24 protein-coding genes and 1 pseudogene are annotated in these 23,394 nt (G+C 68.4%); 10 read left to right on the forward strand and 15 right to left on the reverse strand.

All coding sequences use genetic code 11. From position 1 onward, the window contains the following. From rpmG to ACE3OK_RS11450, 3 genes and pseudogenes are all read right to left on the reverse strand, one after another. Window positions 1-163 (reverse strand): 50S ribosomal protein L33 (gene rpmG / locus ACE3OK_RS11440; protein WP_028840080.1); only part of this gene is annotated, 163 nt, incomplete at its 3' end. A gap of 13 nt (window positions 164-176) precedes the next feature. Continuing rightward, window positions 177-413: a 50S ribosomal protein L28 gene (gene rpmB, locus ACE3OK_RS11445; protein WP_330947264.1), complete on the reverse strand. Its 237-nt coding sequence runs from the start codon at window positions 411-413 to the stop codon at window positions 177-179. A 407-nt stretch (window positions 414-820) separates the two neighbouring features. Next, a pseudogene (locus tag ACE3OK_RS11450) lies at window positions 821-1,087 on the reverse strand (type II CAAX prenyl endopeptidase Rce1 family protein); the annotation flags it as partial. Here ACE3OK_RS11450 and ACE3OK_RS11455 point away from each other — a divergent pair. Further along, window positions 975-1,295 (forward strand): hypothetical protein, encoded by a 321-nt coding sequence (locus ACE3OK_RS11455; protein WP_374249674.1) that lies wholly within the window; start codon window positions 975-977, stop codon window positions 1,293-1,295. The pseudogene ACE3OK_RS11450 and the gene ACE3OK_RS11455 sit on opposite strands and share 113 nt — an antisense overlap. An 81-nt stretch (window positions 1,296-1,376) precedes the next feature. Here the strand turns inward: ACE3OK_RS11455 and ACE3OK_RS11460 are convergent, their stop codons facing one another. The 5 genes from ACE3OK_RS11460 to ACE3OK_RS11480 all read right to left on the reverse strand — a co-directional run bounded on the left by ACE3OK_RS11460 (window position 1,377) and on the right by ACE3OK_RS11480 (window position 6,067). Further along, on the reverse strand, window positions 1,377-3,170 hold the full coding sequence (locus ACE3OK_RS11460; RefSeq protein ID WP_374249675.1) for a DUF885 family protein: 1,794 nt from the start codon (window positions 3,168-3,170) through the stop codon (window positions 1,377-1,379). A 72-nt stretch (window positions 3,171-3,242) separates the two neighbouring features. After that, entirely contained in the window at window positions 3,243-3,566 is a 324-nt protein-coding gene (locus ACE3OK_RS11465) for a lipid-A-disaccharide synthase N-terminal domain-containing protein (protein ID WP_374249729.1), read from the reverse strand. Between the two features lie 20 nt (window positions 3,567-3,586). Next, window positions 3,587-4,318 (reverse strand): glycosyltransferase family 2 protein, encoded by a 732-nt coding sequence (locus ACE3OK_RS11470; protein WP_374249676.1) that lies wholly within the window; start codon window positions 4,316-4,318, stop codon window positions 3,587-3,589. A 13-nt stretch (window positions 4,319-4,331) separates the two neighbouring features. Next, window positions 4,332-5,276, reverse strand: a complete 945-nt coding sequence (locus ACE3OK_RS11475) for a ParB/RepB/Spo0J family partition protein (RefSeq protein WP_374249677.1) — start codon at window positions 5,274-5,276, stop codon at window positions 4,332-4,334. Next, window positions 5,273-6,067, reverse strand: coding sequence for a ParA family protein (locus ACE3OK_RS11480; RefSeq protein ID WP_374249678.1), 795 nt, complete (start codon window positions 6,065-6,067; stop codon window positions 5,273-5,275). The genes ACE3OK_RS11475 and ACE3OK_RS11480 overlap by 4 nt, the downstream gene beginning before the upstream one ends. A 166-nt stretch (window positions 6,068-6,233) precedes the next feature. On the opposite strand from ACE3OK_RS11480, the gene ACE3OK_RS11485 reads away from it, so the two are divergent. Next, a complete protein-coding gene (locus ACE3OK_RS11485) occupies window positions 6,234-6,635 on the forward strand; it encodes a VOC family protein (RefSeq protein ID WP_374249679.1) in 402 nt (133 codons plus the stop codon). After that, window positions 6,635-7,291, forward strand: coding sequence for a class I SAM-dependent methyltransferase (locus tag ACE3OK_RS11490; RefSeq protein WP_374249680.1), 657 nt, complete (start codon window positions 6,635-6,637; stop codon window positions 7,289-7,291). Before ACE3OK_RS11485 ends, ACE3OK_RS11490 begins: the two co-directional genes overlap by 1 nt. 41 nt (window positions 7,292-7,332) lie before the next feature. On the opposite strand, the gene ACE3OK_RS11495 is transcribed toward ACE3OK_RS11490, so the two are convergent. The 3 genes from ACE3OK_RS11495 to trxA form a co-directional block, all read right to left on the reverse strand. Further along, complete coding sequence (locus ACE3OK_RS11495) at window positions 7,333-7,926, reverse strand: uracil-DNA glycosylase family protein (protein WP_374249681.1); 594 nt, start codon at window positions 7,924-7,926, stop codon at window positions 7,333-7,335. Between the two features lie 31 nt (window positions 7,927-7,957). Next, complete coding sequence (rho, locus tag ACE3OK_RS11500; RefSeq protein WP_374249682.1) at window positions 7,958-9,673, reverse strand: transcription termination factor Rho; 1,716 nt, start codon at window positions 9,671-9,673, stop codon at window positions 7,958-7,960. Between the two features lie 196 nt (window positions 9,674-9,869). After that, window positions 9,870-10,196, reverse strand: coding sequence for a thioredoxin (gene trxA / locus ACE3OK_RS11505; RefSeq protein ID WP_374249683.1), 327 nt, complete (start codon window positions 10,194-10,196; stop codon window positions 9,870-9,872). A 207-nt stretch (window positions 10,197-10,403) separates the two neighbouring features. Here trxA and rhlB point away from each other — a divergent pair, with 207 nt between their 5' ends. The 4 genes from rhlB (at window position 10,404) to ACE3OK_RS11525 (ending at window position 14,636) form a co-directional block, all read left to right on the forward strand. After that, window positions 10,404-12,095, forward strand: a complete 1,692-nt coding sequence (gene rhlB, locus ACE3OK_RS11510) for an ATP-dependent RNA helicase RhlB (protein WP_374249684.1) — start codon at window positions 10,404-10,406, stop codon at window positions 12,093-12,095. A 76-nt stretch (window positions 12,096-12,171) separates the two neighbouring features. Beyond that, the gene (gene ftsE / locus ACE3OK_RS11515; RefSeq protein ID WP_374249685.1) at window positions 12,172-12,861 is read left to right on the forward strand and encodes a cell division ATP-binding protein FtsE; all 690 of its coding nucleotides are present in this window, start codon (window positions 12,172-12,174) and stop codon (window positions 12,859-12,861) included. Next, window positions 12,854-13,804, forward strand: coding sequence for a permease-like cell division protein FtsX (gene ftsX, locus ACE3OK_RS11520; RefSeq protein WP_374249686.1), 951 nt, complete (start codon window positions 12,854-12,856; stop codon window positions 13,802-13,804). Before ftsE ends, ftsX begins: the two co-directional genes overlap by 8 nt. A gap of 1 nt (window position 13,805) precedes the next feature. Next, on the forward strand, window positions 13,806-14,636 hold the full coding sequence (locus ACE3OK_RS11525) for a response regulator (protein ID WP_374249687.1): 831 nt from the start codon (window positions 13,806-13,808) through the stop codon (window positions 14,634-14,636). Window positions 14,637-14,691: 55 nt separating this feature from the next. Here the strand turns inward: ACE3OK_RS11525 and ACE3OK_RS11530 are convergent, their stop codons facing one another. Continuing rightward, complete coding sequence (locus ACE3OK_RS11530; protein ID WP_374249688.1) at window positions 14,692-16,941, reverse strand: DUF5916 domain-containing protein; 2,250 nt, start codon at window positions 16,939-16,941, stop codon at window positions 14,692-14,694. Window positions 16,942-17,141: 200 nt separating this feature from the next. Between ACE3OK_RS11530 and ACE3OK_RS11535 the strand changes: the two genes are divergently transcribed. The 3 genes from ACE3OK_RS11535 to ACE3OK_RS11545 are packed head-to-tail and all read left to right on the forward strand — an operon-like array spanning window position 17,142 to window position 20,778. Next, entirely contained in the window at window positions 17,142-19,073 is a 1,932-nt protein-coding gene (locus ACE3OK_RS11535; protein ID WP_374249689.1) for a M1 family metallopeptidase, read from the forward strand. Window positions 19,074-19,092: 19 nt separating this feature from the next. Next, entirely contained in the window at window positions 19,093-20,037 is a 945-nt protein-coding gene (locus ACE3OK_RS11540) for an alpha/beta fold hydrolase (RefSeq protein ID WP_374249730.1), read from the forward strand. Between the two features lie 18 nt (window positions 20,038-20,055). Continuing rightward, window positions 20,056-20,778, forward strand: coding sequence for a hypothetical protein (locus ACE3OK_RS11545; protein WP_374249690.1), 723 nt, complete (start codon window positions 20,056-20,058; stop codon window positions 20,776-20,778). Window positions 20,779-20,814: 36 nt separating this feature from the next. Here the strand turns inward: ACE3OK_RS11545 and rsmG are convergent, their stop codons facing one another. The 3 genes from rsmG to ACE3OK_RS11560 are packed head-to-tail and all read right to left on the reverse strand — an operon-like array spanning window position 20,815 to window position 23,208. Next, window positions 20,815-21,453, reverse strand: coding sequence for a 16S rRNA (guanine(527)-N(7))-methyltransferase RsmG (gene rsmG, locus ACE3OK_RS11550; RefSeq protein WP_374249691.1), 639 nt, complete (start codon window positions 21,451-21,453; stop codon window positions 20,815-20,817). 21 nt (window positions 21,454-21,474) lie between these two features. Continuing rightward, the gene (gene xth, locus ACE3OK_RS11555) at window positions 21,475-22,248 is read right to left on the reverse strand and encodes an exodeoxyribonuclease III (RefSeq protein ID WP_374249692.1); all 774 of its coding nucleotides are present in this window, start codon (window positions 22,246-22,248) and stop codon (window positions 21,475-21,477) included. A 24-nt stretch (window positions 22,249-22,272) separates the two neighbouring features. Next, entirely contained in the window at window positions 22,273-23,208 is a 936-nt protein-coding gene (locus tag ACE3OK_RS11560) for a carbohydrate kinase family protein (RefSeq protein ID WP_374249694.1), read from the reverse strand. Window positions 23,209-23,394: the final 186 nt, after the last annotated feature.

Below are 23,394 nucleotides of genomic sequence, written 5' to 3' on the forward strand. Positions count from 1 at the left end.
ACTTGATCTTGCCTTCCTTGTACATCACGTGCTTGCGAACGACGGGGTCGTACTTGCTGACCTCCATCTTGTTCGGGGTGTTCTTCTTGTTCTTGTCGGTCGTGTAGAAATGACCGGTGCCGGCCGAGGAAATCAGACGGATCTTGTCGCGCTTGGTAGCCATGATTCAGTCCTCCTCAGACCTTCTCGCCCTGCTTGCGCAGGTCGGCCAGGACGGCATCGATGCCGTTCTTGTCGATGGTGCGCAGCGCGGCATTGGAAATGCGGAGCTTGACCCAGCGGTTTTCCGAAGCGACCCAGAAGCGGCGCTCGTGGAGGTTGGGCATGAAGCGACGACGGGTCTTGCGGTTCGAATGCGAGACGTTGTTGCCGGTCGTCGTACGCTTGCCGGTGACTTGGCAGACTTTGGACACTGTGCACCTCGATGGTGTGTGGTTGTCGCCCGTAGCCCGGGTGACGGCGGCCCCGGCGTGAAATCCACGGCGGGAAGCGCTGCAGGACGCAGCGAGCCGCGCATTATGCGGGGATTTTCCGGTCGGAGCAAGCAAGCGGCCCGGAGGCGGGCGGGGCCGTGCCGGCCCCGGGGCCGCCCGGTGTCGCGGCCTGCGGATGTTCTTCCGCCGCTTCCCGCGGCGTGCGCACCCAGCCCGCAACGAGGACGAAAACCAGGAGATGCACGCCGGCGGAGGCCAGCCGGCCGCCGGTGGCATCCAGCATCGCCCCCGGCAACCATTGCGACAGGGCCGCGGTGGTGAAATTCCAGCCAGTGCAGGCCCACCGCCGCCCACAATGAGCCGAAGCGGTAGGCCGCGGCACCGTAGGCCAGGCCGAGGCAGAACAGCCGGACCTGCTCGCTGAGCCCCCAATCGAAGCGCCAGACGTGGTTGAGGGTGTACAGCAGCGCCGAGCCCAGCACGTAACCCCAGAAGCCCAGCGGCCCGGGGGTGAAGCGCAGCAGGACACCGCGGGTGAGGATGTCTTCGGCCAGCGACGGGACGAAGGTGGTCAGTGCCAGCAGCGCCAGTGCCGTCAGCGGAACCGCAACGGACGGTGCGTACTGCTCGAAACCCAGCCCCAGCGCCGTCATTTCCCCGGCCAGCTTGGCCAGCACGGCCACCGCAAAGCCGCCGGCCAGGATGCCCAGCCACTGCCTGCGCACCAACCCGAACGCCCGCCATCCGCTGCCGTCGATCCAGCGCCCCACCGGCCAGGCCAGCAGCAAGGCCAGCAGCATCAGCACCGGGCCGACGGGGCTGCCGGGTGCGATGACCGTTTGCAGGCCTTCGGATGCCTGATAGACGATGAACAACAGCAAGAAACCAAGTGCGAGACGTTTGCCCATTGCGATCCCTATGTCCCGATGCATGACGCCGGGTCTATTTCGCCTGCTGCGCCGCCATCCACGCCCGCACCTGCGCCTCCAGCACCGGCAGCGGCAGCGCGCCCTGCGACAGGATGGCATCGTGGAAGCCGCGTTCGTCGAACCTGGTGCCCAGCGTGGTTTCCGCCTCGCGGCGCAGGCGCATGATCGTCAGTTCGCCCAGCTTGTAGCTCAGCGCCTGTGCCGGCCAGCTGATGTAGCGGTCCACCTCGGTTTCCACTTCGTGTTCGGACAGCGCGGTGTTGTCTTTCAGGTAGGCGATGGCCTGCGCACGCGACCAGCCCTGGTGGTGGATGCCGGTGTCGATCACCAGCCGGCAGGCGCGCCACATGGCGTAGGTCAGGCGGCCGAAATCCTCGTACGGGGTCCGGTAGATGCCCATTTCCTTGCCCAGCCATTCGCTGTACAGGCCCCAGCCCTCGCCATAGGCGCTGATGTAGTCCTTGCGGAAGCCGGGCAGCGCGCCCTGCTCCAGCACCAGCGACTGCTGCAGTGCATGCCCCGGCGACGACTCGTGCAGGGTCAGCGCCGGCAGGTTGTACAGCGGGCGGCTGGGCAGGTCGTAGGTGTTGACCCAATAGGTGCCCGCGCCACCGCGCCCTGCCGTCCAGAACGGGGCGATCGACGCCGGCACCGGCACGATGGTGAAACGCCCGCGCGGCAAGGTGCCGATGATCCTGCCGACCTGTCCGTCCACCTGCTTGCTGATCCACGCTGCATCGTTGAGCAGCTCCTGCGGGGTCCTGGCGTAGAACTGCGGGTCCGTGCGCAGGAAGTGCAGGAAATCGCTGAAGCGGTTTTCCTTGGACGTTCCCTCAAAGCCCAGCCCGTCAATGATCGCGTCCATCTCGGCGCGGATCGACGCCACTTCCCGCAGGCCGATCGCGTGGATGTCATCCGGCGACAGGTCCAGCGTGGTGTAGGTCCTGATCTGTTCGCGATACCACGCCTTGCCGTCCGGCATCGCTTCCGCCGCCAGCGTGGTCCGCGCCTTGGGCATGTACTCGTTGCGATAGAACGCAAGCAGGCGCGCGAACGCGGGAATCACCGCGTCCCGAATCGCGGCGCGGCCTTCGGTGCGCAGGGCCTCCTGTTCGGCGGCAGGAATCGTGCCGGGCAGGGTCTTGTAGGGGGCCCACAGCGACGCGGCTTCCGGGTCCTGCAGTTCGGCCGTCATCGCGATGGCCCCGTCGCGCCCCGCCAGCACCGCGCGCGGCACCGAGAACCCGCGCGCCAGCCCGGCGCGCATGTTGGCGATCTGCTGGTCGAAGTAGCGCGGTACGTCGCGCAGCCGCGCCGCGTAGGCGTGGTAGGCGGCGGCTTCGCGCAGGTCGGCGCGGGCCATGAAGTCGAGGTTCGACCAGAACGCGCTGTCGGAGTTGAACGGCATCTCGTAGTCGCGGAAACGCAGCGACGCGGCGGCATGCTCGATCTGCGGGCGATAGATCGCGTAGTTCACCTGCTCGGCGGGGGAGAGCGCCTGCACATCCACGCCATCGAGCTGTTTGAGCACGCCTTGCAGGTAAGCCAGCTTGGCAGCCTGCGCCTGCGGCCCGACATCCGGCAGGTGCGTGTTGTGGGTGGTGGCGTTGGGGTCGCCGTCTTCCTCGCCGCCGGAGGCCTGCTGCATGCGCCATGCCCATTCGGCCTGGTAGATCGCCTGGAAGGCGCGGTCGGCGGCGGTGGCCTGCGGCGTGGCGGTCGGCACGGCCTGCGCGAAGACGCCGGTGGCAGGCAGGCACAGGCAAAGTGCAAGGCAAAGTGCGGGAGCGAGGGCGAGGCGCTTCACGAGGAGGGATCCGCTGGCAAGGGTACTGGAGGGTAGCCGGCGGGCACTGTGGCGGGAAGTGACGAAGGGGGGTCAATGCCCTGCGCGGTCGCGCTTCCAGCCGCGGTGGCGGATGTCCAGGTACAGGCTGTAGCAGGCGGTGAAGCTGGGGAACAGGTTCTGCAGGATGCCCACCGCGTCGTTCTTGCCGAAGATGAAATAACTCAGCGTCATCAGGCTGCCGAGGATGCTCATGTACCAGAACAGCCGCGGGATCACCGGCTTGCCTTGGCGCTTGCTGGCGATGAACTGCACCAGCCAGCGGCCGCCGAACATCAGTGCGCCGACCAGCCCGATCAGCTTCCACGGGCTCATGTGGATGCCGGTCCACGCCAGCGCCGCCAGCGGGGTGTCCATGAAGCCGACCGGTGGCGGCATCACTGCCGCACTTCCTCGGTGGCGGTGCGGCGGCTGCGCTGGATCAGCCAGCTCACACCCAGCAGGTCCTTGATGCCGACGATGGCGCGGCCGAAATTGGTGTATTTGGACACGCCGGCGGTGCGGTGGCGGTGGTTCACCGGCACGCTGACGGTCTGCCAGCCGGCGCGCTGCATCAGCGCCGGCAGGTAGCGGTGCATGTGGTCGAAGTAGGGCAGATCCAGGAAGGCCTCGCGCGCGAACAACTTGATGCCGCAGCCGGTGTCGGGCGTGGCGTCGCGCAGCATGCGGCTGCGGATCGCATTGGCCCATTTCGATGCCCAGCGCTTGCTGCCGCTGTCCTGACGGTTGACCCGCCAGCCAGCGAACAGCTTCACGTCCGCCGATGCGGCGTCGCGCTTCGCCAGCAGGTGGGGGATGTCGGCCGGGTCGTTCTGGCCATCGCCATCCAGCGTCGCGATCCACGGCGCGCACGCGGCCTTCACCCCGTTGCGCACCGCGGTGCTCTGGCCGGCGTTGGTGAGGTGGCGAACCACGCGCAGCTCCGGCGTCGCCGCCTGCAGGTCGCGCAGGCGCTGCAGGGTGGCGTCGCGCGAGGCGTCGTCGACGTACACGATTTCGAAATCGACCCGCCCACGCAGCGCGGCGAGGATCTCGCCCACCAACGGGGCGACATTGTCTTCCTCGTTGTGCACGGGGACGACGACGGAGAGTTGCGGCGATCCACTCATGCGCGCAGCGACCTCACGACCGGTTGCGCAGCCGTTCCAGCACGCCGTCCAGCGCGTCGAGGTTGGCGTAGTGGATCACCAGCTTGCCCTTGTTGCCGCGCCCGTTGAGCACGTTGACCTTGCTGCCCAGCGTCTCCGACAGCTCGCGCTCCAGCGCGGCGATGTCGGCTTGGGGCGGCTTGGCCTTGGACGCGGACTTCTTCGGCTCCACCGGCAGCTTGCCGGCGGCCAGTTGCTGCACGCGGTGTTCCACCTGGCGCACCGACCAGCCTTCCTCGGCGGCCTGCTTCGCCAGCGCCACCGCCATCGGTTCGGCCAGCGGCAACAGCGCGCGCGCATGGCCCATTTCTATCGCGCCGGTCTGCACCAGCACGCGGATGGCTTCGGGCAATTCCAGCAGGCGCAGCAGGTTGCTCACCGCCGCCCGCGAGCGCCCCACCGCTTCGGCGGCAGCGGCGTGGGTGAGGTCGAATTCGTCGATCAGCCGCTGCAGCGCCTGCGCTTCCTCCAGCGGGTTGAGGTCCTCGCGCTGGATGTTCTCGATCAGCGCCATCGCCACCACGGTGCGGTCATCCACTTCACGAATGACCACCGGCACTTCGGCCAGTTCAGCGCGTTGGCTGGCGCGCCAGCGGCGTTCGCCGGCAATGATCTCGTAAGTGCGGCCGCCCTTGCCGTCGGCGCCCAGGCGCTCGCGCACCACGATCGGCTGGATCACGCCCTGCATGCGGATGGAGGCAGCCAGTTCCTCCAGCTTGGCGTCGTCCATGGTGCGCCGCGGCTGGTACTTGCCCGGCACCATCGCATCCACCGGCAGCGTGCGCAGCGTGTCGCCCGGCTGCGCTTCCAGCACCGGCGCGGCGGCGGCGGCCTTGGGGCCCAGCAAGGCTTCCAGCCCACGGCCCAGGCCGCGCTTCTTGGCGGTGACGGTCTTCCCGGCGTCCTTGCCTGCGTTCATGCCGCTTTCTCCTTGCCCGCCTGAGTGCGTTCGCGCTGCCGGCGCAACACTTCGCCGGCCAGCCCCAGATAGGCCACGCTGCCACGGCTGGCCTTGTCGTAGCCGAGGATGCTCTGGCCGTGGCTGGGGGCTTCGGCCAGGCGCACGTTGCGGGGCACGATCGTGCGGAACACCAGATCGCCGAAGTGCTGGGTCAGTTCGGCCGACACCGCATTGGCGAGGTTGTTGCGCACGTCGAACATGGTGCGCAGCACGCCTTCGATTTCAAGCTGCGGGTTGAGCCGGCCCTTCAATGCGTTGATGGTGTCCAGCAATGCGCTCAGTCCTTCCAGTGCGTAGTACTCGCACTGCATCGGCACCAGCACCGAATCGGCGGCGGTGAGTGCGTTCAGGGTGAGGATGGACAGCGACGGCGGGCAATCGATGAGGATGAAGTCATAACGATCGCGCAGTGCACCCAATGCCGCCTGCAGGCGGCCTTCGCGATTGTCGGCATCCATCAGCTGCAATTCGGCCGCGGTCAGGTCGATGTTGCCGGGCAGCAGGTCAAAGCCGTCCTCGCAACGCACCACGGCTGCTTGCGGCGCGGCTTCGCCCAGCAGTACGTCGGTCACCGACGCCGACAGTTCGCGCTTGTCGATGCCGCTGCCCATCGTGGCGTTGCCTTGCGGGTCCAGGTCCGCCAGCAGCACGCGCTTGGGCGTGCGGGCCAGCGCGGCGGCAAGGTTGACGGCGGTGGTGGTCTTGCCAACCCCGCCCTTCTGGTTGGCAACGGCGATGATGCGGGCCATGCGGCGTGCGGTTCCGGCTGGAGTGCCTGCGCGATGCAGGCAAGGACAGGGGATTATGCCCTAGTCCGGGGTTCGGACGAGGACGGCCGCAAGGCAGCCGGCGCGGGTTTCCAGCATGGCGGGGTTTGGCGAGAATGGCGCACATCGACCAATGCCGGAGGATGTGATGGCGGCGCAAGCAACTGCGATGGTCCACTTCATCCTGTATGTCGCCGAGCAGGCGCGCAGCCGCGCGTTTTACGCGGCAGCCCTGGCGCGTGCGCCGCGGCTGGACGTGCCGGGCATGACCGAGTTCGACCTGCCCGGCGGTGCGGTGTTGGGCCTGATGCCCGAGCAGGGCATTCGCCGCTTGCTGGGCGCGGCGCTGCCCGACCCGGCGCAGGCTGCCGGCATCCCCCGTTGCGAGCTGTACCTGTGCGTGGACGACCCGATGGCGGCGCATGCGCGCGCGTTGGCCGCCGGTGCGCGCGCGCTGGCCGCGCCGGCACCCAGGGACTGGGGCCATGTGGCCGGATACGTGCTCGACCCGGACGGGCATGTGCTGGCATTCGCCACGGACCGGGCCTGATGCCGGAGACCGTGCCACAGGCGATGGCCTGCCCGTTGTGCGGTGGCGTGGCAGGCCTGTTCTGCGAAGACCGCATGCGTCGCTATTTCGCCTGCACGGACTGTGCGCTGGTCAGCGCCGACCCGGCCGCGCATTTGTCGCCGCAGGACGAGCGCGCGATCTACGATCTGCACCGCAACACGCCGGAAGACGCCGGCTATCGCGCGTTCCTGAGCCGCCTTGCCGGGCCCCTGCGGGAGCACTTGCAGCCGGGGATGCAGGGGCTGGACTTCGGCTGCGGGCCCGGGCCGGTGCTGTCGCTGCTGCTGCGTGACGCGGGGCTGGCGATGGCCGATTACGACCCGTTCTACGCCCCCGATGCCACCCTGCTGGGGCGGCAATACGATGTCGTCACCTGCACCGAAGTGGTGGAGCACTTCCGTGACCCGTTGGCCGGCTGGGCGCAGCTGGCGGCACTGGTGCGCCCCGGTGGCTGGCTGGGGGTGATGACGCAGTTGGCTCCGGATACCCCCGAACGCTTCCTGCGCTGGCGCTACCGCGACGACCGCACCCACCTGAGCTTCCACCGCCTGCCCACGCTGCAGTGGCTGGCGCGGCGTTTCGGGTTTTCGCTGACGCAGGTGGAACCGCGCGTGTTCCTGCTGCTGCGGTGTTGACGAGATGCTGGATGGCGGTGGCGCATGTTCGCCGGTCGCCATCAGCCGCGCAGCGCCTTCGCCACCTGCAGGCGCAATTCGGGCAGCAGTTCTGCGGCGAACCAGGGGTTGCGCGTCAACCACAGGCGGTTGCGTGGGCTGGGGTGTGGCAGCGGCAGCCTGCGGTGCTGTTGCAGGTGCGTGCGCCAGGCCTGCACGGTGTCGGTCAGGCGGGTGCCACGCGGCGTGCCCAGCAGCCCTGCCTGCGCGTATTGGCCGATGACCAGCGTGAGCTGCACGTGGCGCAGCCTGGGCAGCAGGCGTGGATGCCATTGCGGCGCGCATTCGGGGCGCGGTGGCAGGTCGCCGTTCTTGCCGGTGCCGGGGAAGCACAAGCCCATCGGCACGATGGCGATTCGCGCGGCGTCGTAAAAGGTGGCCGCATCCACGCCCAGCCAGTCGCGCAGGGTGTCGCCGCTGGGGTCGTTGAAGGGGATGCCGGTGGCGTGCACCTTGCGCCCCGGTGCCTGGCTGACGATCAGCAAACGCGCCGACGGTGACGCCTGCACCACCGGGCGTGGGCCCAGTGGCAGCCGGGCTTCGCAAATGCGGCAGGCACGGATGCGGGCCAGCAGCGCGGGGAAGGATTCGGGCATGGGTGCCGCCTGCCGTCCCCGCGCGCCGCACTCAGCGCTTCATCGAGCTGAAGAACTCGTCGTTGCTCTTGGTGTTCTTCATCTTGTCGAGCAGGAACTCCATCGCGGCGATTTCGTCCATGGGGTGCAGCAGCTTGCGCAGGATCCAGATCTTCTGCAGCAGCTCCGGCTCGATCAACAAATCCTCGCGGCGGGTGCCGGACAGGTTGACGCCGATCGCCGGGTACACGCGCTTCTCGGTGATGCGGCGGTCCAGATGCACTTCGCTGTTGCCGGTGCCCTTGAACTCTTCGTAGATCACCTTGTCCATCGCGCTGCCGGTGTCCACCAGCGCTGTCGCAATGATGGTCAGGCTGCCGCCTTCTTCCACGTTGCGCGCCGCGCCGAAAAAGCGCTTCGGGCGGTGCATGGCGTTGCTGTCCACGCCGCCGGTCAGCACCTTGCCGCTGCTGGGCAGCACGTTGTTGTAGGCGCGGGCCAGGCGGGTGATGGAGTCCAGCAAAATCACCACGTCCTTCTTGTGTTCCACCAGGCGCTTGGCGCGCTCGATCACCATTTCCGCGACCTGCACATGGCGCGCGGCGGGTTCGTCGAAGGTGGAGGAAATGACCTCGCCGCGCACGGTGCGCTGCATTTCGGTCACTTCTTCCGGACGCTCGTCGATCAACAGCACGATCAGGTGCACGTCGGGGTGGTTGTAGGTGATGGCGCTGGCGATCTGCTGCATCATCATCGTCTTGCCGGCCTTCGGCGGGCTGACGATCAGCGCGCGCTGGCCCTTGCCCTGCGGGGCCATCAGGTCGAGGATGCGGCCGGTGATGTCCTCGCTGGAGCCGTCGCCGCGTTCCAGCTTGAAGCGCTTGCGCGGGAACAGCGGGGTCAGATTTTCGAACAGGGTCTTGTTCTTGCTTGCTTCCAGCGGCTCGCCGTTGATGGTGTCGACGATGTTCAGCGCGAAGTAACGCTCGCCGTCCTTGGGCCAGCGGATGCGGCCGGAGACGTGGTCGCCGGTACGCAGGTTGAAGCGGCGGATCTGCGACGGGCTGATGTAGGTGTCGTCGGGGCCGGCCAGATAACTGGCCTCGGCCGCGCGCAGGAAGCCGAAGCCGTCGGGCAGGATCTCCAGCACGCCGTCGGCCTGCACGCCTTCGCCGTGGCGGGTCAGGATCTTCAGGATCGCGAAGATGATGTCCTGCTTGCGCGCACGCGCCACGCCTTCGCTGATTTGCAGCTGCTCGGCAACGTCCAGCAATTTGTGCGCCGGCATCCGCTTCAAATCGCCCAGCGAATACACCGGGAAGCCTTCCGGCACCTGCGGGTGCGGGCGCGGCACGAAGGCCTCGCCATTGCCGCCGCCTTCGTCCTGCATGCCACCGTCGCGCCAACGCTCGCGCTGGCGTTCGCGACGGTTCTTGAAGCGTTCGCGGCGGCTGTTGCGGTGGCCGTCGCGTTGGCCGCCGTCCTGGCTGCCGTCCTGGTTGTCCTGGCCACCGGCATCACCCTGCTGCTGGCGACCGCCTTCGCGCTGCTGCTCGCCATGCGCCGGCACGGGCGCAGGGCCGGGTGCAGATGCGGGCTGTGCCGGTGGTGTCGGTGCGGGTGCGACGGGCGCTGCGGCGACGGTTGCGGGTGCTGCCGGCGACAGTGCGATTTCGGACTGTTCGGGGGCGCGCGGTTTGGCCACGCGGGGTTTGCGCACGCGCTTTTCGGCGACTTCGCCGCTGGCGTCGTTGGTGGGGTCGGACAAGGGGAAAACCTCGCTTGCGTTGCAAGCGCCCGCAGGCGCGGGCGGGATCGTGAAGGAGTGGATCAGTCGGGGTGCGGCGCGCCGTGGAAACAACCGATCAGCGCCGGAGCATGGCAAACGCTAGCACCAGTGCGGGCCAGCTTGCAAGTTCATGCCCTTCCCCGGCGATGGGGAAGGGCGGGTGGACGGGGAGGCGTCAGAGTGCCTTGTCGATCATTTGCGCCAGCTGGGCCTTGCCCACCGCGCCGATCTGCTGGCTGTGGATCTGCCCGCCCTTGAACACCAGCAGCATCGGGATGCTGCGCACGTGGTACTTCATTGCGGTCTGCTGGTTCTGGTCGACGTCCACTTTCACCACCTTGGCCTTGCCGGCGTAATCGGCGGCAAGCTGGTCCAGTGCCGGCGCGATCATCTTGCACGGGCCGCACCAGGGGGCCCAGAAATCCACCAGCACCGGTTGATCGGAGGCCAGTACCAGGCTGTCGAAATCGGTGTCGGTGGCGTGCAGGACGGTATCGCTCATGTCGGCTCCAGAAGGTTGCGGGGCGCGGCAGGCCGCGCGGGTGTTAAACTTGGAAGGTTGCGCCGGGTTTTTCATGGCGCCGTGCCGGGAACGACCAGCCCCGGAATTGTCCCGGCAGTCTGCGCGGCTGCCCTCCATTCATGCAAGTGGCGAAGTGCAACGCGGCGTTCTGGGCCCGCGTGCCTGCCACCTTCCGAGGCAGACACCGTGTCCGACAAGCCCCTGACCGACATCACCTTTTCCACCTTCGAGCTGCACCCGGACCTGCTGGCCGGGCTGGAAGGCGCCGGCTTCACCCGCTGCACCCCCATCCAGGCGATGACCCTGCCGGTGGCGCTGCCCGGCGGCGACGTCGCCGGCCAGGCCCAGACCGGCACCGGCAAGACCCTGGCCTTCCTGGTCGCGGTCATCAACCGCCTGCTGACCCGCCCGGCGCTGGCCGACCGCAAGCCGGAGGATCCGCGCGCGCTGATCCTGGCGCCGACCCGCGAGCTGGCCATCCAGATCCACAAGGACGCGGTGAAGTTCGCCTCCGACCTCGGCCTGAAGTTCGCGCTGGTGTACGGCGGCGTGGACTACGACAAGCAGCGCGAGCTGCTGCAGGCCGGCGCCGACGTGATCATCGCCACCCCCGGCCGGCTGATCGACTACGTCAAGCAGCACAAGGTGGTCAGCCTGCACGCCTGCGAGGTGTGCGTGCTGGACGAAGCCGACCGCATGTTCGACCTCGGTTTCATCAAGGACATCCGCTTCCTGCTGCGCCGCATGCCCGAGCGCGGTACCCGCCAGACCCTGCTGTTCTCCGCCACCCTCAGCCACCGCGTGCTGGAGCTGGCCTACGAGCACATGAACGAGCCGCAGAAGCTGGTGGTGGAAACCGAAACCATCACCGCCGCGCGCGTCCGCCAGAAGCTGTATTACCCGGCCGACGACGAAAAGCTGCCGCTGCTGCTGGGCCTGCTGTCGCGCAGCGAAGGCGCGCGGACGATGGTGTTCGTCAATACCAAGGTGTTCGTGGAGCGGGTGGCGCGGGCGCTGGAAAAGGCCGGCTATCGGGTCGGCGTGCTCAGCGGCGACGTGCCGCAGAAGAAGCGCGAATCGCTGCTGAAGAAGTTCCAGGCCGGCACGCTGGAGATCCTGGTGGCCACCGACGTGGCCGCGCGCGGGCTGCACATCGACGGCATCAAGTACGTCTACAACTACGACCTGCCGTTCGATGCCGAGGACTACGTGCACCGCATCGGCCGCACCGCGCGGTTGGGCGAGGAAGGCGATGCCATCAGCTTCGCCTGCGAGCGCTATGCGATGAGCCTGCCCGACATCGAGGCCTACATCGAACAGAAAATCCCGTCCGAGCCGGTGACCACCGAGCTGCTGACCGCGCTGCCGCGCCACGAGCGCGCCAGGCCGGCGCAGGATGAGGACGGCGACAGCATCGGTGAAATCTACAAGGAAGTGCGCGAAGCCCGTGCCGCCGAAGATGCCAAGCGTGGTGGCCGCAGCAGTGGTGGCGAGCGCGGTGGCCGCAGCGGCTCCGGCGAGCGCCGCAGCGGCGATGGGCGTCCCCCGCGCGGGCCACGCAAGCCGCGCGTGGAAGGGGCGGCCGTCACGGCACCTGTCGTCGCACCCGCCACCCCCGTCGCTGCCACCCCCGCTGCCACACCGGCGGCGGAAGGCGAGCGTCCGGAACGCAAGCGCCGTCGTCGTCGTCGCGGGCAGCCGGTGGCGGGGGGCGAGGCGGTCGCCAATGGCCAGGCGGCTGCCGCATCCGCCGCGCCCACCTTCGTGCCGGCCAAGCCGGGCAAGCCTGCCCCCGGGTCCGACAAGCCGTCGCTGCTGGCGCGCATTGGCCGTGGCCTGAAATCACTGGTGACGCGTTCGCCCAACCAGCAACACTGAACGCAGCCCTCGCCCGTGCTGGCCGCAGTCGGCGGCTCGGGCGATACTGCACGCCGGTTCCGTATTCGGTGCTCGCATGCCGGTTCTGCGTTTCGACAACGTCAGCAAGCAATATCCGGGCGGCCACGCTGCACTGGCGGAGGTCAGCTTCGCCGTGGACGCGGGGGAGATGCTGTTCGTCACCGGCCGTTCCGGTGCCGGCAAGAGCACGCTGCTGAAATTGATCCAGCTGGCCGAACGTCCCAGCCGCGGCGCGGTGCTGTTCGACGAGCGCAACCTGGCGCGGGTGCGGGGTGGCGCGATCGCCGCGCACCGCCGCAATGTCGGCGTGGTCTACCAGAACCACCAGCTACTGATGGACCGCAGCGTGGCCGACAACGTGGCGCTGCCGCTGGTGTTGCGCGGGATCAAGCGTGGCGATGCCGGCAAGCGGGTGCGCAGCATCCTCGACAAACTGGGGCTGGCCGCGCGTGAACGCGCCCTGCCTTCGCAGCTGTCGGCGGGCGAACAGCAGCGGGTGGGCATCGCCCGCGCGGTGGTGGCCGAGCCCGCGTTGCTGATTGCCGACGAACCCACCGGCAACCTCGACCCCGCGCTGTCGACGGAAATCATGGCGCTGCTGGCGGCCCTGCCCGAGCGTGGCACCAGCGTGCTGGTGGCCAGCCACGACCTCGGGCTGGTCAAGCGGATGAAAAAGCGCGTGCTGGTGCTGGATCAAGGCCGGCTGGTGGACGACATCGCCCCGGAGGACCTGGTGGATGAATGAGCGGGTTGCGGATGCGCCCACGCGCCGGTTCGGTGCGTGGCTGGAACACCACGGCTTCAGCATCGTCGCCAGTCTCGGGCGCATGCTGCGACGGCCGTGGGCCACCTTGCTCACCGTGGGCGTGATGGCGGTGGCGCTGGCGCTGCCGCTGGGGTTGGCGGTGGTGCTGGGCAACGTGCAGCAGTTGGGCGGGCAGGTGCAGGCCACGCGCGAAATCAGCGTGTTCCTGCGTCCCGGGCAGGATGTTGCCCGGGCGCAGGCGCTGGCCGCGCAATTGCGCGCGCGTGGCGACGTGCAGGCGGTGCAGGTGGTGCAACCGGCGCAATCGCTGGCCACGTTGCGCCAGCGCGCGGACCTGGCGGCGGCGATCGATGCGCTGGGGGACGCCGCCGCGCAGGCAGCGCTGCCGCCCCTGCTGCGGGTGACGCCGAAGGGGGACGAGCGCGCGCTGGTGGACCAGTTGCAGGCTGCCGACGGCGTGGAGCACGTCCAATACGATGCGCTCTGGCGCGAGCGCCTGCTGGCCTGGCTGGGCTTCGGCACGCGCGCGGTGCAGGTGCTGGCCGCGTTGCTGGGGCTGGGGGCGTTGCTGGTGGTGGGCAATACCGTGCGGCTGGACATCCAGGCGCGGCGCGAGGAAATCGGCGTGCTGCAATTGCTGGGGGCCAGCGATGGCTTCGTGCGGCGGCCGTTTCTCTATCTCGGGGCGTGGTATGGCCTGGCGGCAGGTGCGCTGGCGCTGGGCATCCTGAGCGTGGCGTGGCTGGCACTGCAGGCACCACTGGCCACGCTGACGGCGCGCTACGGCAGTCACTTCACCCTGCATGGCTTGTCGCCGTTGCAGGCACTGGGCGTATTGGCGGGTGCCGCGCTGCTGGGCTGGCTGGGCGCGGGCCTGGTGGCCGGGCATTACCTGCGGCAAACCCGCACACAAGGACATTGAAATGGCCGACAAGCACGATCTTCGCCATGTGGTCAGCGACGCCCCGCGGGTGATGGTGGCCGATGGCAGCAAGCTGGTGCGCAAGCTGGTGGGCGACACCCTGCGCAAGGAATTGCCGGGGGTGGTGGTGGTGGGGTGCGCCAGTATTGCCGAGGCCCGCGCGGCGCTGGCCGAAGGCACGGTGGACCTGGTGACCACCGCGCTGGCGCTGCCCGACGGCGATGGCCTGGCACTGGCGCGCAGCGTGCGCGAGGCGTCCGGGCAGGCTTACGTGCCGGTGATCGTGATTTCCGGCAGTGCGCAGGAGGCGTTGGAGACGCGCGCCTTCACCGAGGACATCACCGACTATTTCGACAAGTCGCTGGGGCAGGACGCGCTGGCCGCGTTCGTGCGCGGCTACGTGCACCCGGCGCCGATCGAGGGTGCGCGCGTGCTCTACGTGGAAGACAGCCGGGTGGTGGCGGTGGCCACCAAGCGCATGCTGGAGCGCCATGGCATGCAGGTGCAGCACGTCATCAGCGCGGAGGAGGCACTGGATCACCTGCACAAGTTCATCGGCCGCAAGGACGGTGACGTCGGTGCCGACCTGCTGCTCAGCGACGTCTACCTGAAGGGCGCGCTCAGCGGTCGCGAACTGCTCAACCAGATCCGCGGGGTGTTCCGCTACGGCAAGCGCCGCCTGCCGATGGTGATGATGACCGGCGACGACAACCGCGACAACCAGGCCGCGTTGCTGCGCGAAGGTGCCAACGACCTGGTGCTGAAACCGATCGAGGAGCGCCTGCTGGTGACCAAGGTGCTGTTCCAGCTGCGGCTGTCGAAGCTGGCTTGAGCATGGGAAAGGGGGCGCTGCCGCCCCCTCTCCGCTGCCGTTCGCGTCGCGTTGCTCACGGCTGCCAGCCGTAGCTCAGCTTCACGAACACGCTGCGGGTGTTGCCGAACAGCTGCGGGTGCTCGTCGTCCATGAACGCCCCCCACGCGGTGCCTGCGTACAGCGCGGTGTGCGGATTGGCCTTGTACGAATACACCAGCTGCGCCGCCCAATCGCGCGCACGCTGGTCCACCGGAGTGGCGTACAGCGCTTGCGCGCGCCGCACGTCGCTGCCCTGCACGGTCAGGCGCACGCGCTGGCGCGGGTCGACCTGCCAGCTGCCGCTGACATTGGCCACGCTGGCGCGGTAGGCGGTGCCGCCGTCGCGGCGCAGACGCTGCTGGCTCAGGCCCCAGTCCAGCGCCACGCCACGGCCGATGTTGGCGTTGCCGGTCAGCTCCACCAGCAGGCGGTGGCCGGTACGCGCCGCGGTGAGGTCCAGCATGGTGCCGGCCAGCACATGCGCGCCCAGCTGCAGGTTCCCGGTCGGGCGGACATTGCCGCTGGCTTCGAGGAAGCGTTCGTCGAACAGGCGGCCCTGCCAGTCGCGCGTGCGGGCCAGCCCATGCAGGCCAAGGTTGCTTTGCATCGGCCCTTGCAGGCTGAGGTTGGCTTCCACCGTGCGCTCCAGCAGCTGGCCGTCGTGGCGATGGACGATGAACCCGTCGGCGGCGAGGTTGATGCGGTTGAAGGCGTGGTCGTCGCGGTACCAGACGTGGTTGCCGCCCACCAGCGATTTCGTGTAGCCCACCTGGCCGATGAAGCCGAGGTCGGCGCGAAAGCCGGGGTCGATGGACTGGTGCAGGACGTTGAATCCCCAATTGCGGTTGCCGAAGGCATAGGCCAGCCGCCATGCATCGCCGGTCGGGCGGGCGTCGTCGCCGAAATCCCCGCGGTAGCTGTCGACGATGGCGTCCGGGTAGCGTGAACTGCTGTGCAGGAATTGCGCGGTGGCGGTGTGCGCGCCTTGCTGCCAACGGGCATCCACGCCGGCGACGTCGTTGGCATAGCCGGTGCCGTGGCGGAACGTGCCGATCACCCCGAGGCTGACATGGGCGTTGAAGTCGCGCCGGTAGCGGCCCACCGCCACGTCGGTTTTCTGCGCCAGCTGCTCGAAGCTGGAGCCCTGCACGCCGGGCACCAGCACCAGCGTGGTGGCATCGCGCGCCACCAGCGCGCCATAGGCGCTGCCGTCGGTGTGGCCGGTGACGCGCAGGCCGAAGTCGGGGTCGGCGATCTGGCGGGTGTAGAGCACGTTGAGCGGGGTGTTGAAGTAGTCGGCGCCTTCCAGGAAGAACGGCCGCTTCTCCTGGTAGAACAGGGCGAAGCCATCGTTGAAATTCAGTTGCAGCTGGTCGGTTTCCACCTGCGAGAAGTCCGGGTTCACGGTGGCGTTCAGGGTCATGGCCGGGGTCGGTGCCCAGCTCACGTCCACACCCGGCTCGATGTGGGCGGTGCCGCTGCGCCAGCCATCGCCCGCGGCAGCACGGGTGTGCGTCTGGCCCACGGTGAGGGTGGGCACGATCTCCAGGTTGCGGCCCTGGCGGATGCCGTCCAGGCCCGTGTACTGGCCCCACTCGCACTGGAAGCAGTTGGACGCGCGCGGCACCTTGTGGCTGGTCAGTTGGTGGCGCTTGTCGCGCGGCCAGTTGCGGAACAGCGAGATGCCCCAGTGCTGGTCGCCCGTCATGTTCGGGAAGCGCAGGGTGGAAAACGGGATGCGGATTTCAACGTCGTAGCCCTCGGCGGTGAGCGTGCCCACGCTGCTCCACTGGCCATCCCAGCTCGGGTCTTCCTGGTTGTTCGGATTGGTTTCGTCGCGGATCAGGTCGGCCTGCACGCCCAGCGGATTGACGATCAGCTCGTAGCCGCGGCGATGGTCGTTGAAGGTGTCGAGGAAGACGCCCACCCAATCGTCATCGAAGGCGGTGTCGCGGTCGCGCAGGTGCGCACGGATCTGCGCCGGGTCGGGATCGACGGCATGGAAAGCCAGGTACAGCGCATGTTCGTCATGGCCGATCCACACCGTGGTCGGCACCGGTGCCGGGGTGTTGTCGCCGGGCTGGATGTCGTAGCCGATCTGCTGCACCAGCGCACCCTGCCACGCAGCGTCGTCGAGCTTGCCGTCAAGGACGACCGGCCCGTGCAGGCGCGGGATGCTGCCGCCGGCGATGGCGGTTTCGGCCGCGCTGGGCGCGGGGGATTGCTGCGCATGCGCGAACGGCGCGCACAGCAGCAGGGCAAGGGTCAATGCGGACGGCTTCAAGCGGGGCTCCAGGGGGTTCAATGCAACAGCTGATGCGGCAAGCCGCGCGGGGGTTGCCATGACTGATGACAGGGGCGGGCAGCGCGGATGCGGCGACGGTGCGCGCAGTCTTGCGGGGCGTGGCCGGCGCGCGCATGCCGCATGCGACGAAGCGGGGCCAGCAGCGATAAACTCGCCTTTTCCGCCACCGGATTGTGTCCATGCGCCAGTTGCTTCTCAGCGTTTCCATCGCCACCGCACTTGGTCTGGTTGCCAGCGGGTGCCAGGGCAACCAGGGCCCCGCGCCCAACCCGCAGGCGCAGGCAGCGCCGGCCGCCACGGCCGAGAAGATCGTGGACGAGCATTCCTTCGCGCAGCCCGACAAGGTGCGCATCACCGACATCGCGCTGGATCTGGCGGTCAATTTCGACGCCAGGACCTTGAGCGGTTCGGCCACCTACGCGCTGGACTGGACGGACAAAGCCGCCACCCAGCTGGTGCTGGACACGCGCGACCTCACCATCGAGAAGGCCGAGGCGCTGGGTGCCAATGGCCAGTGGAGCCCTCTGAAGTTCGCCCTGTCGGACAAGGACAGGGTGCTGGGCAGCGCGCTGACCATCGAGACGCCGGCCCGCCCGGCCAAGGTCCGGGTCACCTACGTCACCGCGCCCACCGCCTCCGGCCTGCAATGGTTGTCGCCGGCGATGACCGAAGGTGGCAAACAGCCCTTCATGTTCAGCCAGTCGCAGCAGATCCATGCGCGCTCGTGGGTGCCGTTGCAGGACACCCCGCAGGTGCGCTTCACCTACAGCGCGCATGTCACCGCACCCAAGGACGCGATGGTGCTGATGAGCGCCGACAACGACCCGAATGCGGTGCGTGACGGCGATTACAGCTTCAAGATGCCGCAGAAGATCCCGTCCTACCTGATGGCGATCGCCGCCGGCGACCTGGTGTTCAAGCCGATCAGCGCACGCAGCGGGGTATGGGCGGAACCGGCGATGGTGGACAAGGCCGAACACGAGTTCGAGGACACCGAGAAGATGATCGGCACCGCCGAGGGCCTGTACGGCCCGTACCGCTGGGGCCGCTACGACCTGCTGGTGCTGCCGCCCAGCTTCCCCTATGGCGGCATGGAGAACCCGCGCCTGACCTTCGCCACACCCACCGTGATCGTCGGCGACAAGTCGCTGGTGTCGCTGGTGGCGCACGAGCTGGCGCACAGCTGGTCCGGCAACCTGGTGACCTTCGCCACCGACAAGGACAGCTGGCTCAACGAAGGCACCACCACCTACGTGCAGAGCCGCATCACCGAAGCCCTGTACGGCCGCGACGTGGCCGACATGGAAGAAGTGATCGACCGCGACGAGCTGAAGAGCGAGTTCAAGACCCTGGATCCGAAGCTGCAACGGCTGTCGCTCAAGCCCGGCACGCTGGCCGACCCGGACGACCAGTCCAGCGCCACTGTCTACACCAAGGGTGCGTGGTTCCTGGAGTTCCTGGAGAAGCGCTTCGGCCGCACGGTGTTCGATCCGTGGCTGAAGGGCTACTTCGACCACTTCGCGTTCCAGAGTATTACCACTGGCCAGTTCCGCGCGTACCTGAAGGCCAACCTGATCGACAAGCATCCGAACGTGGTGACGATGCAGGAAGTCGACCAGTGGCTGTTTGATCCGGGCATTCCCGGCAACGCGCCGCAGGTGGAGTCGGGCAAGTTCAGCACGGTGAACGCCGCGCGCATCGCCTGGCAGGGCAGCAACGCGCTGCCCGACAAGAGCATCACCGGCGCGTGGAGCACGCAGGAGTGGGTGCACTTCCTGGAATCCATGCCGGCCACGCTCAAGCCCGAGCAGTTGGCGCAACTGGACACGGCGTACCACTTCACCGGCACGCCCAACGGCGAGATCGCGATGCGCTGGTACCCGCTGGCCGAACGCAGCGGTTATGCCGCTGCGCGCGAGGAGATGGGCAAGTTCCTGGAGCGCGTCGGCCGCCGCAAGCTGATCCTGCCGGTCTACAAGGCGCTGGTGGCGACCCCGGACGGGCTGGCGTTCGCCGAGCAGGCGTTCGCCAAGGCCAAGCCGGCCACCCATCCGATCACCGCCGGTTCGGTGGAAGCGATCCTGGCGGCGGCCAAGACGCCGGCCAGGTAAGCGTGGGCGGCTGCCGGTGATGGTTGTGCTGGCGTGGGCGGTGGCGTTGTCGGCGTTGCTGGCCGTCATCGCCGTGCTGCGCGACCCGTTCCTGCTGGTTCGCCTGGAGTTCGCCCGCCAGCGCCGTGCCGCCGGGCTGGCGCATGGCACGGTCGATGCGGCCGGCCATCGCTGGGCGTATGCATGGCGGCATGCGGAGGCCGCCGATGCGCCGGTGCTGGTGATGCTGCATGGCTTCACCGGCAGCAAGGAGAACTGGTATCCGCTGGCACGGGCGTTGGGTGGGCGCTACCACCTGCTGATCCCCGACTTGCCCGGCTGGGGCGACAGCCAGCGTCGTCCGGACGTGGCCTACGGGTTCGTCGAGCAGGCGGCACGCGTGGCTGCGTTCATCGATGCGCTGTCGCCGGGGCGGCCGGTGCTGCTGCTGGGGCATTCGATGGGCGGGGGCATCGCCGCATTGGTGGCCGCCCGGCACCGGCAGCGCATCGGCAAGGTGGCCCTGATCAGCGCCGCCGGCGTGCGGTTTGCCGACAATGCGTTCGGGCTGGCGGTGCTGGCCGGCGACAATCCGTTCGCGGTGCAGGATGCCGCGTCGCTGCGCCGCTACCTCGACACGGTGTTCTTCGATGCCGTCGCCAAGCCCTGGATTCCATGGCCCGCATCGGCCGCGCTGATCGCCAGGCGACGTCGCGACGCGGGGTTCGAACACGCCGTGCTGGAGCTGATCGGCCGCAGCGCAGACAGCCTGCGCCCCGGCCTGGAGGCTGCCGACATCCACCAGCCCGCCCTGCTCGTCTGGGGCCGGCAGGATGCAGTCATCGACCCCAGCGCACTGGCGCTGTACGCCGCCGCCATGCCGCAGGCGCAGACCTGCCTGGTGGAAGGATGCGGGCACATGGTGATGATGGAAAACCCGGCCGCGGTGGCGGCCGCCGTGGTGAAATGGGCGTCCCCGACCTGATTCCGCCGGAGTCCACCGATGCGCTTGTTGCCGCTCGCCCTTGTCTGCTGCCTGTGGTTGCCTGCCTGCCAGCGCGAGGACCCGCAGGCGACGGCGCGTGCCGCCGCCGCGCAAGCCGCCACGCAGGAGCAGGCCGCCGCCGCGATGGAGCAACAGTTCGACGCCGCCGTGGCGGCTGGCAACTGGCGGCTGGCGAAGGGCTACGGCGATGTCCTGCAGGTCGACCACCCCACCAGCGCGGCGGCGGCGCGGGTGAAGCCGCAGCTGGCCGACATCCAGGCCAAGGCCGAGGCGCAGGCGCAGCAGGACCGGCTGGCCGTGCTGTGGGACTACGGCGATGAAGCGGTCGGCAAGGAGGGCCACCAGCTGTCGGCGGCGATCTACTCGCAGGAACCGGTGGATACCGACGGCAGCGGCGCGCACCCGGTGCGGCTGATCTTCCGCGACCATCCCAGCTGGGGCCGCAGCGCCTATCTGGTGCTGCAAGCCGGCGACTTCGACTGCTACAAGGGCTGCAAGCTGCAGGTCACGCTGGATGGCAAGACCGTCATCCTGCCCGGCACCCGCCCCAGGACCGACGAGGCCATCGCCATGTTCATCGACGACCACAAGGCCCTGTGGAAGCTGGCCAGGACCGGCAAGCGCCTGAGCATCGAATTCCCCACCCGCCAGGTCGGCAAGCGCACCGCCAGCTTCGAAGTGGGCGGGCTGGTGCCGTCGAAGCTGCCGGGGTGGAAATGAGGGTTCCCACCCGCCAGCACGCACCGGCCGGGGGGCTCAGGCGGGGCCCGGTGTGCGCACGATCTCCAGCAAGTGGCGTTCGGCCGGCAGCCCCGGCACGCGCAGCGGGTGCGCGGCGGCCAACTGCCAACCCGTCGGCAGCGCGGTGATTTCCTCCACCGGCAGCACGCCTTTCATGGCCAGCAGCCGCCCGTCGGGGCCGGGCAGGTGGCCGCCCAGTTCCAGGATCAACGGCAGGGTGGCCAGTGCGCGTGCGGTGATCGCATCGAAGCGGGTGTCGGGGTGGAACTCCTCGATGCGCGATTGCACCACCTGCACGTTGCGAAGTTGCAGCTGGCGCACCGCCTCGCGCAGGAAGCGCGCCTTCTTGCCATTGCTTTCCACCAGCGTCACCTGCAGTGACGGGGTGGCGATGGCCAGCGGGATGCCGGGCAGGCCGGGGCCGGTACCCAGGTCGGCCAGCGTCTTCAGGCCACGCACATACGGCTGCATCGCCAGCGAATCCAGCAGGTGCTTGACCAGCATTTCGCGCGGGTCGCGGATCGCGGTGAGGTTGTAGGTGGCGTTCCAGCGCACCAGCAGGGCCAGGTAGTCCAGCAGCGGCGCGGCCAGCGCGGCATCCAGCCCGAGCTGTTGCAGGCCGCTTTCCAGATCGGGGCGAAGGGTGTCGTGCATCGGTCTATTGTAGAAGGCCGCTCACGCGCGCAGCCGCACCCAGGCCGGCGCGTGGTCGCTCGGCCGTTCCCAGCTGCGCGGGGTCTTGTCGATGCCGACCTCCAGCACCGCATCCTTCAGCGTCTCCGACACCAGGGTCAGGTCGATGCGCAGGCCGAGGTTGCGGCGGAACGCCGCCTGCCGGTAATCCCACCAGCTGAACAGGCCGTCGTCCTGATGGTGAAGGCGCAAGCCGTCGTGCAGGCCCAGCGCCAGCAGCCGCTGGTAGGCCGCGCGCTCGGCACGGGAGGTCAGGATGTGGCCATCGTTCCACACGGCGGCATCGGGCACGTCGCGATGGTCGGGGGCGATGTTGAAATCGCCCAGCACCACCAGCTTCGGATGGCGGCGCAGTTCGTCGGCCAGCCAGCCGTGCACGGCCTCCAGCCAGCGCAGCTTGTAGGCGTATTTCTCGGTGCCCACGTCCTGCCCGTTGACCACGTAAAGATTGACGATGCGAACGCCATCGACGGTGGCCGCGATCGCCCGCGCCTGCGCGTCATCGAAGCCCGGGATCGCCACCTGCACGTCCTTGATGGCCCGATCGCGCGCCAGGATCGCCACGCCGTTGTAGGTCTTCTGGCCGTGGAACACGCTGCGGTAGCCGGCTTCCAGCAATGCGTCGTCGGGGAAGCGGTGATCTTCCAGCTTGGTTTCCTGCAACCCCACCACGTCGGGCGCGAAATCACCCAGCCACTGCACCAGCTGCGGCAACCGCACATTGAGGGAATTCACGTTCCAGCTGGCGATTTTCATGGTGGCCGCCCCGTCGCCCCGCCATCACCCCAGCGCGTAGCCGAACTGCTGGCGGAACTGCCCGGCGAATTCGTCGTAGGTGAAGCGCTGGTTCTGGGTGCCCGGGTGTTCCACCTTGAGCGCGCCCATCAGGTTGCTCATGCGGCCGATGGTCATCCAGTCGTAGCCTTTCTCGATGCCGAACAGCAGCCCGGCGCGGAACGCGTCGCCGCAGCCGGTGGGGTCGGTGACGCGCCGTTCGTGTGCCGGCGGAACCTTGTGCAGCTGGCCATCGGCCAGGATTTCCGCGCCCTTGGGGCCGCGGGTGACGATGTAGGCCTTGACCTTGGCGGCGATCGCCTGCGCATTCCAGCCGGTGCGCTCCTGCAGCAGGTTGGATTCGTAGTCGTTGACGGTGACGTAGTCGGCCAGTTCGATGAAGTGGCGCAGCTCCTCGCCGTTGAACAGCGGCATGGCCTGGCCCGGATCGAAGATGAAGGGGATGCCGGCTGCGTGGAATTCCTGCGCGTTCTGCAACATGCCCTCGTAGCCGTCCGGGCTGACGATGCCGATGGTGACGCCCGGCACGTCCCGCACGTGGTTCTCGTAGCTGCGCATCATCGCGCCCGGGTGGAACGCGGTGATCTGGTTGTTGTCCAGGTCGGTGGTGATGAACGCCTGCGGGGTGAACAGCTCGTCGATCGCCTTGACGTGGTCCAGGGTGATGCCCTGCTCGCCGAACCATTCCCGGTACGGGCCGAAATCGGCACCGACGGTGGCCATCGGGATCGGATCGCCGCCCAGCAGCTTGAGGTTGTAGGCGATGTTGCCGGCGCAGCCGCCGAACTCGCGGCGCATCCTGGGCACCAGGAAGGACACGTTCAGGATGTGCACCTTGTCCGGCAGGATGTGGTTCTTGAACTGGTCGGGGAACACCATGATGGTGTCATAGGCCAGGGAACCGCAGATCAGGGCAGCCATCGAAGCCTCGGACGGGGAAACACGCAAGGCCGGTCATGATAGCGCGTGGGGCGCATGGATGAACGGCGAGCACGGCGGCGCGGGGTGCTTCCTTGCCGGCGGCAGGGGGCGTTGCTAGGCTAGCCGGTCCCTGTCCGCCCACGCGCCCGGTGCGCGTCCGGCCATGTACCCGCTGCCGCGCTCCCA

The sequence above is a fragment of the Thermomonas sp. genome (assembly GCF_041905325.1).
GTDB lineage: Bacteria > Pseudomonadota > Gammaproteobacteria > Xanthomonadales > Xanthomonadaceae > Thermomonas.

Coding starts and splice junctions, on each gene's coding strand:
- ACE3OK_RS11455 (WP_374249674.1), top strand. CDS start 975: ATGTCTTCGGCCAGCGACGGGACGAAGGTGGTCAGTGCCAGCAGCGCC.
- ACE3OK_RS11465 (WP_374249729.1), bottom strand. CDS start 3,566: ATGGACACCCCGCTGGCGGCGCTGGCGTGGACCGGCATCCACATGAGC.
- ACE3OK_RS11470 (WP_374249676.1), bottom strand. CDS start 4,318: ATGAGTGGATCGCCGCAACTCTCCGTCGTCGTCCCCGTGCACAACGAG.
- ACE3OK_RS11475 (WP_374249677.1), bottom strand. CDS start 5,276: ATGAACGCAGGCAAGGACGCCGGGAAGACCGTCACCGCCAAGAAGCGC.
- ACE3OK_RS11480 (WP_374249678.1), bottom strand. CDS start 6,067: ATGGCCCGCATCATCGCCGTTGCCAACCAGAAGGGCGGGGTTGGCAAG.
- ACE3OK_RS11485 (WP_374249679.1), top strand. CDS start 6,234: ATGGCGGCGCAAGCAACTGCGATGGTCCACTTCATCCTGTATGTCGCC.
- ACE3OK_RS11490 (WP_374249680.1), top strand. CDS start 6,635: ATGCCGGAGACCGTGCCACAGGCGATGGCCTGCCCGTTGTGCGGTGGC.
- ACE3OK_RS11495 (WP_374249681.1), bottom strand. CDS start 7,926: ATGCCCGAATCCTTCCCCGCGCTGCTGGCCCGCATCCGTGCCTGCCGC.
- trxA (WP_374249683.1), bottom strand. CDS start 10,196: ATGAGCGATACCGTCCTGCACGCCACCGACACCGATTTCGACAGCCTG.
- ftsE (WP_374249685.1), top strand. CDS start 12,172: ATGCCGGTTCTGCGTTTCGACAACGTCAGCAAGCAATATCCGGGCGGC.
- ftsX (WP_374249686.1), top strand. CDS start 12,854: ATGAATGAGCGGGTTGCGGATGCGCCCACGCGCCGGTTCGGTGCGTGG.
- ACE3OK_RS11525 (WP_374249687.1), top strand. CDS start 13,806: ATGGCCGACAAGCACGATCTTCGCCATGTGGTCAGCGACGCCCCGCGG.
- ACE3OK_RS11535 (WP_374249689.1), top strand. CDS start 17,142: ATGCGCCAGTTGCTTCTCAGCGTTTCCATCGCCACCGCACTTGGTCTG.
- ACE3OK_RS11540 (WP_374249730.1), top strand. CDS start 19,093: ATGGTTGTGCTGGCGTGGGCGGTGGCGTTGTCGGCGTTGCTGGCCGTC.
- ACE3OK_RS11545 (WP_374249690.1), top strand. CDS start 20,056: ATGCGCTTGTTGCCGCTCGCCCTTGTCTGCTGCCTGTGGTTGCCTGCC.
- rsmG (WP_374249691.1), bottom strand. CDS start 21,453: ATGCACGACACCCTTCGCCCCGATCTGGAAAGCGGCCTGCAACAGCTC.
- xth (WP_374249692.1), bottom strand. CDS start 22,248: ATGAAAATCGCCAGCTGGAACGTGAATTCCCTCAATGTGCGGTTGCCG.
- ACE3OK_RS11560 (WP_374249694.1), bottom strand. CDS start 23,208: ATGGCTGCCCTGATCTGCGGTTCCCTGGCCTATGACACCATCATGGTG.